10 protein-coding genes are annotated in these 12680 nt (G+C 70.7%); 6 read left to right on the top strand and 4 right to left on the bottom strand.

What is annotated here, in order from left to right; translation table 11 throughout:
• Positions 1 to 33 precede the first annotated feature (33 nt).
• The 3 genes from rsgA to AC067N_RS03610 all read right to left on the bottom strand — a co-directional run bounded on the left by rsgA (position 34) and on the right by AC067N_RS03610 (position 4470).
• Positions 34 to 1146 (bottom strand): ribosome small subunit-dependent GTPase A, encoded by a 1113-nt coding sequence (gene rsgA, locus AC067N_RS03620; RefSeq protein ID WP_478677244.1) that lies wholly within the window; start codon positions 1144 to 1146, stop codon positions 34 to 36.
• 272 nt (positions 1147 to 1418) lie between these two features.
• Positions 1419 to 2921: a cellulose binding domain-containing protein gene (locus tag AC067N_RS03615; protein WP_478677243.1), complete on the bottom strand. Its 1503-nt coding sequence runs from the start codon at positions 2919 to 2921 to the stop codon at positions 1419 to 1421.
• 214 nt (positions 2922 to 3135) lie between these two features.
• Positions 3136 to 4470: a radical SAM protein gene (locus AC067N_RS03610; RefSeq protein ID WP_478677242.1), complete on the bottom strand. Its 1335-nt coding sequence runs from the start codon at positions 4468 to 4470 to the stop codon at positions 3136 to 3138.
• A gap of 313 nt (positions 4471 to 4783) precedes the next feature.
• On the opposite strand from AC067N_RS03610, the gene AC067N_RS03605 reads away from it, so the two are divergent.
• Positions 4784 to 5161 (top strand): VOC family protein, encoded by a 378-nt coding sequence (locus tag AC067N_RS03605; protein WP_478677241.1) that lies wholly within the window; start codon positions 4784 to 4786, stop codon positions 5159 to 5161.
• Positions 5162 to 5258: 97 nt separating this feature from the next.
• Here the strand turns inward: AC067N_RS03605 and AC067N_RS03600 are convergent, their stop codons facing one another.
• Positions 5259 to 6275, bottom strand: a complete 1017-nt coding sequence (locus tag AC067N_RS03600) for a hydroxyacid dehydrogenase (RefSeq protein WP_478677240.1) — start codon at positions 6273 to 6275, stop codon at positions 5259 to 5261.
• A gap of 164 nt (positions 6276 to 6439) precedes the next feature.
• On the opposite strand from AC067N_RS03600, the gene AC067N_RS03595 reads away from it, so the two are divergent.
• The 5 genes from AC067N_RS03595 (at position 6440) to AC067N_RS03575 (ending at position 12587) form a co-directional block, all read left to right on the top strand.
• Positions 6440 to 7687 (top strand): FAD-binding protein, encoded by a 1248-nt coding sequence (locus tag AC067N_RS03595; protein ID WP_478677239.1) that lies wholly within the window; start codon positions 6440 to 6442, stop codon positions 7685 to 7687.
• A gap of 192 nt (positions 7688 to 7879) precedes the next feature.
• On the top strand, positions 7880 to 9133 hold the full coding sequence (locus AC067N_RS03590; protein WP_478677238.1) for an ROK family transcriptional regulator: 1254 nt from the start codon (positions 7880 to 7882) through the stop codon (positions 9131 to 9133).
• Between the two features lie 309 nt (positions 9134 to 9442).
• Positions 9443 to 10708, top strand: coding sequence for an ABC transporter substrate-binding protein (locus AC067N_RS03585; RefSeq protein WP_478677237.1), 1266 nt, complete (start codon positions 9443 to 9445; stop codon positions 10706 to 10708).
• Between the two features lie 23 nt (positions 10709 to 10731).
• A complete protein-coding gene (locus AC067N_RS03580; protein WP_478677236.1) occupies positions 10732 to 11697 on the top strand; it encodes a carbohydrate ABC transporter permease in 966 nt (321 codons plus the stop codon).
• Positions 11694 to 12587, top strand: coding sequence for a carbohydrate ABC transporter permease (locus AC067N_RS03575; RefSeq protein ID WP_478677235.1), 894 nt, complete (start codon positions 11694 to 11696; stop codon positions 12585 to 12587). The genes AC067N_RS03580 and AC067N_RS03575 overlap by 4 nt, the downstream gene beginning before the upstream one ends.
• The last annotated feature ends 93 nt before the right edge of the window (positions 12588 to 12680 follow it).

Here is a 12680-nt window from a genome sequence, read left to right as displayed (position 1 = left end):
CCCGGTCCTCCGGGGGATGTCCGTGGTCAGGGGCTAGTGTCGGCCACCCCGCTTCGCTTCCATCGCCGCGCGGCCCTCCGCGCCCCTGCGCTTCCACTCCTTGCGGATCTCCGCGCGGAGGCGGGCGTCGCTCTTGGCGACGATGCGCTGGTTCTCGCGCAGGAGTTTGCGGTAGCTCTCCAGGCGGCGGTGGGGCAGGGTGCCCTCGTCCACTGCGGACAGGACGGCGCAGCCCGGTTCCGCTACGTGCGCGCAGTCGTGGAAGCGGCAGCGCGCCGCGAGTTCCTCGATCTCGGCGAAGACCTGGTTGACGCCGGTCTCGGCGTCCCAGAGGCCGACGCCGCGCAGACCGGGGGTGTCGATGAGGACTCCCCCGCCGGGGAGGGCGAGGAGGTTGCGGGTGGTGGTGGTGTGCCGGCCCTTGCCGTCGATGTCGCGGGTGGCCTGGACGTCCATGACCTCCTCGCCGAGCAGCGCGTTGGCCAGGGTCGACTTGCCGGCGCCCGACTGCCCGAGCAGCACGGAGGTGCCGCCGCCGAGCACGGCGCCGAGGACGTCGAGGCCCTCACCTGCGGTGGAGCTGACGGTGAGGACGGGGACGCCGGGGGCGACCGTCTCGACGTCCCGCACCAGGTGCGCCAGCGTCACCGCGTCCGGCACGAGGTCGGCCTTGGTGAGCACGACCACCGGTTGCGCCCCGGACTCCCAGGCCAGCGCGAGGAACCGCTCCACGCGGCCGAGGTCGAGTTCCACGGCGAGCGACACGGCGATGACGGCGTGGTCGACGTTGGCGGCGAGGATCTGTCCCTCGGCGCGCTTGGAGGAGGTGGAGCGCACGAACGCGCTGCGGCGGGGCAGACAGGTGCGGACGTAGCGGGGGTCGCCCGCGGGTTCGACGGCGACCCAGTCGCCGGTGCACACGACCCGCATCGGGTCGTGCGGGGTGACGAACGCGGTGTCGGCCCGCAGGAGGCCGTCGGCCGTGATGACGTCGCACTGCCCCCGGTCGACCCGGACGACCCGCCCGGCCAGCAGGCCCTCGGCGTCATAGGGGGCGAAGGCGTCCGCCCAGGCGTCGTCCCAGCCGTAGGGGACCAGAGCGGAGAGAGTGGAGGCGGAACCGGAAGGAGAGCCGGAGAAAGTCAAGGGAGACCCTTCACAAGGGTGGTCCCGGCGGCCGCGCGCGAGCCCGTCAGGGCGGCGCGGGGTGAGGTCGAGTGTGTCAGCCGGTGACCACGGAGGTGGACTGGATGGATTCCTGGATGCGGGCAGCGCTCGTCACCGTGACAGCCATCGGTCAACACCTCCTGTCTCACACGTCGTCGGCACCGCGGCCGGAGGGGCCGCCGTGCGGGGTGGTCTCACCCTAGCGGGGGCCCGCGGGCCCCCGTCAACCGAATTACCGGCCGGGACAACCCTCAGTCGGTCGTCCCGCAGGGCCGTCCGTTGAGGGTGAAGTCGTCGGGGGCGGTGTTGGCGTCGCCCTCCCAGGTCCCGAGGAAGCCGACGCCGAAGGTGCCGCCCTTGGCGACGGTCTTGTTGTAGTCGGCGGCGGTGGCGGTGACGCGGGAGCCGTTCTGGTCGAAGGCGCCGTCCCACATCTGGGTGACGCGCTGGCCCTCCGGGTAGGACCAGCCGACGCGCCAGCCGTCGAGGGCCTTGGTGGTGGTGACGGTGACGGTGGCCTGGAAACCGCCCGGCCATTCGTTGTCGACCTGGTAGCGGACCTGGCAGGTGACGGCGGACGGCTTGTCGGGCTCGACCGGCTTGTGCGACCGCGCGGGCGACGAGGAGTCCCCCTGGGGCTCCTCGTTGCTGTTGGCGCCCCCGTCGGTGCCGGTCTCCTGCGGGCGGGTCGTGCTCTGCAGTTCGGAGGCGTCGCCGGACGGGCCGGGTTCGGCCTCCGGGAGGGAGTGGTCCTGCTGGACCACCGGCGACGCGCCCTTGTCCTCGCCCCCGGCGACGGCCGTGTCGTCGTCGCCGAACTGCATCAGCGAGACGGTGAGCGCGAGCACGGAGACGATGGCGGCGCCGGCCAGCACCCCAGTGCGGCCGATCCTCGGGCGGGCTTCCCTGCCCGGCGAGAGTCCCCGGTCGGTGCCGGTGGAGTCGGCGCGGCCCGGCAGCAGCCCCGCCTCGGCGGCGCGCCGGCGGCGCTCCAGGTAGGCGAGTCCGCCCCAGCCGATCACCCCGCCGGCGAGGGCGGCGGGCAGACCACCGCCGTGGAGTCCGAGGCAGGCGGCCGCCTCGGCACACTCCACACAGGTGGCGAGGTGCCGTGAGAGGTCTTCGGGGGTGTCCGTGCCGGGCGAGCGGGTGACCGCGTCCAGCAGCCGTGCGTAGCTGCGGCAGTCGGCGCTCATGGGCGTGTCGGCCAGGTTGCGCTGGCACCGGTCCCGGAACAGGGACCGCACCTGGTCGAGTTCGGCGCGGGCGACGGCCGGATCCAGGCCGAGTCTGCGGGCCACCGAGGTCAGCGGCAGCGACTCGACCTCGGCCAGCCACAGCAGCGCCGCGTCGGGCTCCTGCATGTCCCGGAGGGCGCGCAGGGCCAGGGGGCGGTTCAGCGGCGGCCCGGTGTAGCGGAAGGCCTTGTCGGAGTTGAGCCACAACCGCAGGTCGGGGTCGAGACGATGGCCCTGTCCGCCCGACTCCCAGGCGGCGGAGGTGGTTCTGACCCAGGTCAGCAGGAAGGGTATGCGGGGCAGCCGCAGGGCCCGCCGCCCCGCGCCGCGGCCGACGCCCGCCTCGAACTCCAGGGCCTCGGCCTCCCGCATGCCGCTGCTGAAGGCCTGGGTGGCCAGTTGGGTCGCCGCGTTCGAACCGGACGTGCACAGATCGGCGTACGACAGGACCGCGTCCCAGCACTCCGAGAACAGCGCGGCTTCGGCGGCGTCCTGGGGCTTCGGCAGGTCGGGCATGGGTCTCCTGCATCCACAGAGCGAGGGGGGAAGTCCACAAGAAAGGCCAACTGACCCTTGAGGCAAGGGAGTTGAGGGGACCATCTGGTGGCGGCCCCGAGCTTTTCACGCTTCCCACACAACTGACAAGCCGCGTGTTCAGATGTGCCGAACGTCGTTTTCCGCTGTGGAGTTGTACGTACGGGAGTCCCATCCGACTCAACGGTCACAGAGGTTACTCGACTGTAACCTCTTCGGTGGCTTCGTCCGCCGCCGGGAGGCTGTCCATGAAGGAGCTGACGGAGAAGACCGCGTGACCGGGGCCGGGCGGGCCGTACCCGGGGGGCGAGGACAGACCGAAGTCGTCCATCGTGGCGCGGTAGGCCTCCAGGAGCCTGATGTGGTACTCCAGCGGCGCGCCCTGCGGGTTGGCCTTGCCGAGCGGGGTCGTGGGTTCCGGGCACCAGGTGGTGAAGCGGGGCGTGATGCCGTGCGACATGAAGAAGCGCAGGCCCTCGGTGGTGGACGCGATGGCCTCGTCGACCGTGGTGAACCCGAACGGCTCGGCCATCTCCACGCCCGCGACGAAGTTGGGGATGACGTTGCGCGCGCCGAAGACCTCCGCCGAGTCCAGGATGCGCTTGTGCCACTCGTCGCGGCCGACGTAGCGCTCCTTGCCGGGGCAGTACATCTTGAACAGGTACTCGTCCCACACCTCGTAGTTGGGGTGGTAGATCTTCACGCCGTGGTCGTGGAAGCGCTTGACGTCGTCGAGCGGCAGCGCCTGCGCGACGACCTTGCCGATCCAGCGGTTCGGGAAGCGCTCCTCGATGGCCTTGGCGTAGTGGCCGTAGAAGTCGGCCTCGTCGCGTCCGGCGACCGTCTTGGTGATCGCGCCGCCGGTGAGGGTGTACGCGGTGGAGGTCTTCGCCGTGTCGTACCGGTCGATGATCTCCAGGGCCTCCAGGACCTCGTCGACGTCCTTCACGCCCGTGTACGGGCGGCCGGCCGCCTTGTGCTGGCGCCAGTTGTGGTTGATGTCGCAGTACTGGCACTCCTCCTTGGCGCCGAAGTACTGGCAGACGCGGAAGACGGTCAGGTAGATGAGGTAGCCCCACTGGATGGTGGGGGCCACCTCCATCACGGACTTCCCGTTGGAGAGGGTGTGCCGGTAGTACTCGGGCATCGGCGGCACGCCGACGTCCGCGATGCGGCGGCCGTCGAGGTAGAGGCCGAGGAGGCCGTCGTCGCCGGCCGCGACGCGGTACGGCGACGACGGGTTGACCCGTACGGAGACGACGGTGCGCCGCAGGTCGTAGGGGCCGCCGGTGAGGATGATCTCCTCGGGCGGGCGGCGCAGTGCGGCCTCGCCCAGTTCGGGCAGGGTGCCGTGGTCGAAGGAGAAGATGAAGTACGACTTCGGCTTGACCTCGCCGTCCTCGTTGTCGCTGAGGGCGGAGGCGTCGAAGGCCACGCCGCCCCTGAGCAGGTCCTCCTTGAAGACGGCTTCCCGTGGCACGTGCGGGAACCTCTCCATCAGGTCCTCCACCAGCGCGGTGCGGCTGCCCATGCCGTTTCTCCTCTCGTTCGACTCCTCACGGTATGCCTCCGGCCGGGCGGAGGTGGGAGCGGGGGCCCCGAGCGGGTCGTCCGGCGGCCGTCGGGCGGTCGTCCGGCCGCGTCGGCTCGTACGGATCGCCGCCGGAACGGCGGCGATCCGTACGAGCCGCCGGGTCACCGGCCGGCGGGGCTATCCCGGGCCAGGTCGTGTCCGCCAGTGTCCGCCGGCTCCCGGGGCGCGCACGGGGCAGGCATGCCTTCGCGGGCAAGGCCCTGTACTCCGGCTGTGGATCGTCATGAGGCGTCGTGAGACGCTGCCCCTCATGATCGCCAAGCTGCAGTGTGTGGTGTTGGACTGCGCCGATGTCGTTGAGCTGTCCCGGTTCTACCAGTCGCTTCTCGGCGGCGAAGTGGACCGGCCGGATCCGCGGTGGTCGCTCGGCGAGGGCTGGGCGACGCTCCACACGGACGGTGGGTTCGTGCTGGCCTTCCAGCGTGTCGAGGACTACCGGCCGCCGCGGTGGCCCGACTCCGCTCACCCTCAGCAGTTCCACCTCGACCTGGGGGTCGAGGACCTGGACCGGGCCCGGGAGGACGTCCTCGACCGGGGCGCCACACTGCTCGACGAGGGTGACGGACAGCGGGGTTGGCTCGTCTTCGCGGATCCGGCAGGACACCCGTTCTGTCTCGTCCGCGACTGACGGGGGACACCGGAAAGTGGGCCGGGGAGGCCGGCCCGCACGGCATGCGGCGTCTGTCGTGCCGGGCCTCCTGGGAGGCCGGCGCCGTCCGTGACGGTCACGCCGTGCGGGCGAGTGCGGCGCGGTCGAGGGCGTGGGCCAGGCGGGTTCCGGCGGCCAGGCGTTCGGCCTCCTGCGTGACCGCCAGACCGAGGCGGGCGACCTCGTTGCCCTGGGAACCGGCGAGATGGGGGGTGATGAAGGCGTTGGGGAGGTCGAGGAGCGGGGAGTCGGCGGGGAGCGGCTCGGGGTCGGTGACGTCGAGGACCGCGGAGAGGCGGCCGGTGCGCAGTTCGCGCGTGAGGGCGTCGTGGTCGACCAGGGCGCCGCGGGCTGTGTTGATCAGGACGGCCCCGTCGGGCATGAGGGCGAGTTCGCGGCGGCCGAGGAGACGGTGGGTCTCGGGGGTGTCGGGGGCGTGGACGGTCACGATGTCGCAGGTGCGCAGGAGGTCGTCGAGCGGCAGCAGGGGGACGCCGAGGGCGGCGGCTCCCGCCTCGTCGACATACGGGTCGGTGAGGCTCACCCGCAGGTCGAAGGGGCGCAGCAGCTCGATGACGCGGCGGCCGATGCGGGAGGCGCCGATGACGCCGACGCGGCGGCCGTGGTTGCCGATGCCGGGGACGAAGCCCCAGCCGGGATGGTGCCGTTCGGCCCGCAGGCGGTCGCGGTGGCCGAGGAGGTCCTTGCCGGCGATCAGGATCATCGCGAGCGTGTACTCGGCGACGGGCAGGGCGTTGGCGTCGGCGGCCGTGGAGACGGTGATGCCCCGCTCCCAGACGGCCGGGGTGACGAACCCCCTCACCGAGCCCGCCGAGTGCAGGATCGCGCGCAGCGCCGGGGCCGCCGCGAGGACCGCCGCGTCGATCGGGGGGCAGCCCCAGCCGGTGATCAGTACCTCGGCGCCGGCGAGCACCGGCCGGACGCGGGGGTCGGTGAAGTCCTCGGTGTGTTCGACGACCAGCTCGGGATCGATGTCCACCGCCTCCCGCAGCCGGGACAGCACCTCCGGCGGGAAGACCCGCGGAATGTTCTCGGCGGTCATGGCGAACAGGGCACGCGGACGCTCGGGCAAGAAAGTGGCCTTCCGGTGGCGGTGGTGGGCGGCGGAAACCGCTCTCACCGTAGGCGGGCCGGCGAGAGGGGGCAACGGACGGCCCGGACCGGGGAAGGATGGGCGCCGACGGCAAGGGATCGGATCGGGCCCCCGGGGCTCGCACATCGTGGAGGAATTCAGGCATGACGACCGAGGCCCTGACCAACTGGGCGCGGAACATCACGTACAGCGCGAAGGAGCTGCACCGGCCGCACTCGGTCGACGCGCTGCGGGCCCTGGTCGCGGGCAGTGGGCGGGTGCGGGTGCTGGGCAGCGGCCACTCGTTCAACGAGATCGCCGAGCCCGGCCCGGACGGCGTGCTGCTGTCGCTGTCCGGGCTGCCGCCGACGATCGAGGTGGACTCGGCGGCCCGTACGGTACGGGTCGGGGGCGGTGTCCGGTACGCGGAGCTGGCCCGCGCGGTGCACGCCCATGGGCTCGCCCTGCACAACATGGCCTCCCTCCCGCACATCTCCGTGGCGGGGTCGGTGGCCACCGGCACCCATGGCTCGGGGAACGGCAACGGGCCCCTCGCGGCGGCCGTCCGCGAGGTCGAACTGGTCGTCGCGGACGGCTCGACGCTGACCCTGGGGCGTGGTGACGAGCGGTTCGGCGGGGCGGTGACATCGCTCGGCGCCCTCGGTGTGGTCACCGCGCTCACCCTGGACCTGGAGCCCGCCTTCGAGGTGAGCCAGACCGTCCACGGTCCGCTCCCCCTGTCCGGGCCGGACCTCGCGGCCGTCTCGGCGGCGGCGTACAGCGTGAGTCTGTTCACCCGCTGGCGGCACTCCGGCTTCGACCAGGTCTGGGTCAAGCGGCGCACCGATCAGCCCTACCGGGAGTTCCCGTGGGCCGCCCCGGCGGCCGAGGCGACGCACCCGGTGCCCGGGATGCCGGCGGTGAACTGCACCGAGCAGCTGGGGGTGCCCGGGCCGTGGCACGAGCGGCTGCCGCACTTCCGGGCGGAGTTCACGCCGAGCAGCGGGGAGGAGCTCCAGTCGGAGTATCTGCTCCCGCGGGCCGACGCCGGGGAGGCGCTGCGCGCGCTGGACGGGATACGGGAGGCGGTGGCACCCGTGCTCCAGGTGTGCGAGGTCCGTACGGTGGCCGCCGACGAGCAGTGGCTCAGTCCGTCCCACGGCCGGGACACGGTCGCGCTGCACTTCACCTGGATCGCGGACGCGGCGGCCGTCCTGCCGGTGGTGGGGCGGGTGGAGGCGGCGCTGGCTCCGTTCGGGGCGCGACCGCACTGGGGGAAGGTGTTCACGGTTCCGGGGGCCGCGCTGCGGGGGCTGTACCCCCGGCTGGGTGAATTCCGGGCGCTGGCGGAGGCGCTGGACCCGGCGGGCACGTTCCGCAACGCCTTCGTCCGGGAGGTGCTCGGCGACTGAGCCGGACCGGCGGGCGGCTCTCCCACCTGGGGCCCGAGGCGCCCCGTCGCTCTCCGGCCAGGGGGCGTCAGCTGCCGGAGGAACTTTGTAAACCCCCTTTCCTAACCCCTTGTCGAAAGTCTCTCCGAGTCATAGCCTTGCGCCGCGCCGGGGCCGCAGGCCTCGTCATGGCCTGGAGGGATCGAGGAGAACATGTCGTCGGTGAAGCGCACGTCTCGCGACATTCGCACCGCGAACCGCTATGAGGTGCTGCGCCAGATCATCGCCGAGTCTCCCACGTCGCGGCAGGAGCTGGCGGCGGCCACCGGGCTGAGCCTCGCGACGGTCGCGACCCTCGTCGGGGAGCTGCTCGACCTGCGGCTGATCACCGAGGTCGGCTTCGAGGACTCGGCGGGCGGGCGCCCCCGGGGCCTCGTCGCCGTCAACACCGCGGGCGGCGCGCTGATCGGCGTCGACATCGCGGAGACCTATGTCCGGGTCGAGCTGTTCGACCTGGCGCTGAACGTGCTGGCCCGCGCGGACGAGGACATGCGCCCCGGGGAGAGCCGGCCGGAGCAGGTCGTCGGCCATGTCGCGGCGGCCGTCGGCTCGGTGGTCACCCAGGCCGGGGTCGAGGGCGCGCGCGTGCTCGGCGTCGGGGTGAGCGTGCCGGGGCAGGTGGACCGGGAGGGCGGGGTGTCGGAGTACGCCCCGAACTGGGACTGGCACGACGTCCCGCTGCTCGACCTGCTCGCGGAGCACATCGCCTACCCGCTCCACCTGGACAATCCGCTGCGGGCCTGCGCGGTCGCCGAGCTGTGGTTCGGCGCGGCCCGGGGCCGCGGGGACGCCGTCGTGGTGAACCTCGGCACGGGGGTCGGCGCCGGGCTGGTGCTGGGCGGCGGACTGCACCGGGGGGTCAGCAACAGCGCCGGGGAGTGGGGGCACACCACGCTCGTGCTCGACGGGCGGCTGTGCCACTGCGGCAACCACGGCTGTGTGGAGACCTATGTCGGGGCGCCCGGCATCATGCTGCATCTGCGGGAGCTCGCCCCGCAGAGCACCCTGCTGCACCCGGAGGACCAGACCGCGACCATCGACGCCCTCGCCCGGGGCGTCGCCGACGGGGACCCCGTCGCGCTCAAGGTCGTCCGGGACACCGCCCGCTACCTCGGTGCCGGTATCGCCGACCTGGTGAATCTGCTCAATCCGGAAGTGGTCGTGCTCAGCAGCTGGGTCGCGGCCACGCTCGGCGAACCGCTGCTGGCCGAGGTGCGGGAGGCCGTGGCCCGGCACTCGCTGCGCCGGCCGCTGGACGCCGCCGAGATCGTCCTGTCCCCCATCCCGACCGACCCGGTGTGCCTGGGCGCCGCGACGTTCGCCCTCGAGGGGGCGCTGTCGTCCATCAGCCAGCGGCCCACCCGACGCGGCGCCCCCGCGAGGAACCGTACCGCCCCGGCGTCGTGAGGGAACGGGTGCGCACCGCGCCGGCCCGGCATCGGGCCTGGTCGCGGGGGTGACACCCCCTTGAGCAGAGGGCCGCCGGACCCTGACCCGGCGGCCCTCGTTTTCGTCCCCAACTCCACCGCACGACAAGGGTGTTCGGACACCCGAACCGAATGCAACGCTTCGAACAGACTTCGTTCAACCCCTTGCCGAAGCCTTAGCCGAAGGTTAACGTCCCGCTCCGCAAGCCTCTTTGAGCCACTGGCACTGAGCCGCAGAGCCATGCACCGGCGCGTCGCCGGGAGCCGTACTCGAGACAAGGACGTCAGCATGTCGGCATTGAGCAACAGGAACTTCGACCGCCGCACCGCTCTGCGGGCCGCGCTGGGTCTGGCCGCCGCCGGGGGTCTCGCCGCGTGCGGCAGCAACAACGGCAGAGGCGGCGGCTCCGGTTCGGGCAAGGCCCTGACGCAGTACTTCCACGCCTACGGCGAGGCCGGCACCGAGCAGGCCATCAAGCGGTACGCGAAGGCGTACAAGGGCGGCAACGTCACCACGCAGTGGATCACCGGTTCCAACTTCGAGAGCAAGCTGTTCGCGACGCTGCTCACGGACAAGGCCCCCGACTGCTTCGAGTTCCACCCGCAGCTGCAGATGATCGAGAGCGGCCAGGTGGCGGACCTGACCGACCTGATCGACCCGGTCAAGGACGACTTCAACCCGGCCGACATCCAGTCGCACACGGTCGACGGCAAGATCTACGGCATCCGGATGATCGACGACCCCCAGTTCTTCTTCTACCGCAAGTCGATGTTCGAGAAGGCCGGTGTCGAGGTCCCGCAGACCCTGGAGGAGCTGGTCGAGGCCGCCGCGAAGCTGACCACGAGCAAGGTCAAGGGCGCCTACCTCGGCAACACGCTGCACGCGATCGTCAGCCCGCTGATCTGGTCGGCGGGTGCGCAGCACCTGGACGACAAGAACCGGATCGCCTACCACACGGACGGGGTCGTCGACGGCTTCAAGCAGCTGCGCAAGCTGTTCACCAGCGGTGACCTGCTGCTCGACGCGCCGACCGACTTCTGGGACCCGTCCGCCCTCAACCAGGGCCTGACGGCGATGCAGTGGTGCGGTATGTGGGCGATGCCGCAGATGCAGGAGGCGCTCGGCGACGACCTCGGCATCTTCCCGTTCCCGAAGGTCGGCGACGCGGGCAAGCAGTCCGTCTACAACGGCGGCTGGTCGATGTTCGTCAACGCCAAGGGCAAGAACGTCGAGGAGACCAAGGAATACGTGAAGTGGCTGTGGATCGACCAGAAGGAGTTCCAGGAGGACTGGGCGCTCTCCTACGGCTTCCACATCCCGCCGCGCACCTCCATCGCGGAGTCCGCCGACAAGCTGAAGTCGGGTCTGCCCGCCGAGGGTGTGAAGCTCTTCAACGAGTTCGGCCACTTCGACAACATCGGCTGGACCCAGGCGAGCATCACCGCCCTGGAGGACGTCATGGCCAACTCGGTGCGCAAGGGCGGTGACCCGGACAAGGAGCTCACCAAGGCCGACGCCAAGGTCAACCGCGAGCTGAAGAAGCTCTTCGGATAGACCTGCGGACAGGTAGCCACGACATGTCGACCATCACCAAGGACGGTGTCTCCAGCCCCGCCCCGGCGAAGGCCGCTCCGGCCAGGCCGCGGCGGGGGCTGCGGGGCTCCCCCACCTTCAACTTCTGGCTCTTCACCGGGCCGTTCCTGATCGGCCTGGCCGTCTTCGTCTACGCGCCGATCCTGTGGAGCCTGTGGCTCTCGTTCTTCGAGGCCCGCTTCACGGTCACCCCGAGCAAGTTCGTCGGCCTCGACAACTACGTGCTCATGCTGACCGACGAGGACTTCATCGGGTCCCTCGGTACCTTCACCGTCTTCGCCGCGTTCATCGTGCCGCTGACCTGGGCGACCTCGCTCGGTCTCGCGCTGATGGTGAACCGGCTGCGGTTCATGCGGGCGTTCTTCCGCTCGGTGTTCTTCCTGCCGACGGCTGTCAGCTATGTCGCCGCCTCGCTGATCTGGAAGATGTCCATCTTCAACGGTGTCCGCTTCGGTATGGCGAACACCTTCCTGAACATGTTCGGCATCGACAACACCGCGTGGCTCGGCAGTCCCGACCCGCCGTGGTACTGGCTGGTCATCGTGACCGTGCGACTGTGGCTCCAGGCCGGTTTCTACATGATCCTCTTCATCGCGGCCCTGCAGAACATCCCGCAGGAGCTCTACGAGGCCGCCGCGATCGACGGCGCGAAGCCCGGCTGGCAGACGTTCTGGCACATCACCCTGCCCCAGCTGCGGGCGACCTCCACCGCCGTGATCCTGCTGCTCCTCGTGGCCGCGTACCAGGCGTTCGACGAGTTCTTCAACCTGCTGGCGAAGACCACCTGGGGCCGGCCGCCGCTGATGGAGCTGTACTACAAGGCGCTCGGCGAGAGCCAGGACTACGGCGCGGGCAGCGCGGGAGCGCTGATCCTCACCGTGCTGATCTGCCTCGTCACCCTGCTCCAGGGCAAGATCATGGGATTCGGAAGGGGTGAGGAGTCCAAGTGACCACCACGACGACACCTCCGGCGCAGCGGGTCGAGGCACCGGCCAGGCCTCGCAGGGTCCGCGCCGGCAGCGTCATCGGCTCGACCGGTCTCTACCTCGCGACCGGCGTCGCCGCGCTCCTCTTCCTCATCCCCTTCTATCTGATCGTCCGCAACGCCCTGATGACGGACCCCGAGATCACGGGCGAGGAATGGAAGTGGTTCCCCAGCGACATCCAGTGGGGGAACGTCAACGAGCCGTTCGACGACCCGTCGGTCGACTTCGCGCGTTCGCTGTGGAACTCGGCCGTCGTCGGCGTTCTGCACACCGTGGGCACCCTGCTGGTCTGCTCGCTGGCCGGCTACGGTCTCGCCCGCATCCCTTACAAGCACGCCAACAAGGTCTTCTACGTCGTCCTCGGCACCCTGATGGTCCCCACCGCCGTGACGTTCGTGCCCAGCTTCGTCCTGGTGTCCTCGCTGGGCTGGATCGACACGTACCGGGGTCTCATCATCCCGGGGCTCTTCAGTGGTTTCACCTGCTTCCTGTTCCGGCAGTACTTCCTGGGGTTCCCCAAGGAGCTGGAGGAGGCGGCGCGGGTGGACGGGCTCGGTTACCTGGGCGCGTACTGGCGCGTCGTCGTACCCAACTCGCTGAACTTCTTCGCCGCGATGGCGACGATCACGTTCATCAGCGGGTGGAACTCCTTCCTGTGGCCCCTGGTCATCGGCCAGGACCCGAGCGCGTGGACCGTCCAGGTCGCGCTCTCGAACTACACGACCGGCCAGACCGTCAACTTCCATCTGATCTTCATGGCGACGGCCATTTCCATCCTGCCCCTGGTGTTCGTGTTCCTCTTCCTCCAGCGCTGGCTGGTGCAGGGCATCGCGCAGACGGGCATCAAGGGCTAGTGCCGCAACAGGCAGCGTTCACCCCGTCGCGACGCCCGGCACGCACTCTCGCCGCACCGGGCACAAGCCCGAGTACGGTCCGGTACGAGGGCT

It is taken from the genome of Streptomyces sp. NPDC042364 (assembly GCF_056437585.1).
This window is presented reverse-complemented; position numbering and strand designations above follow the sequence as displayed.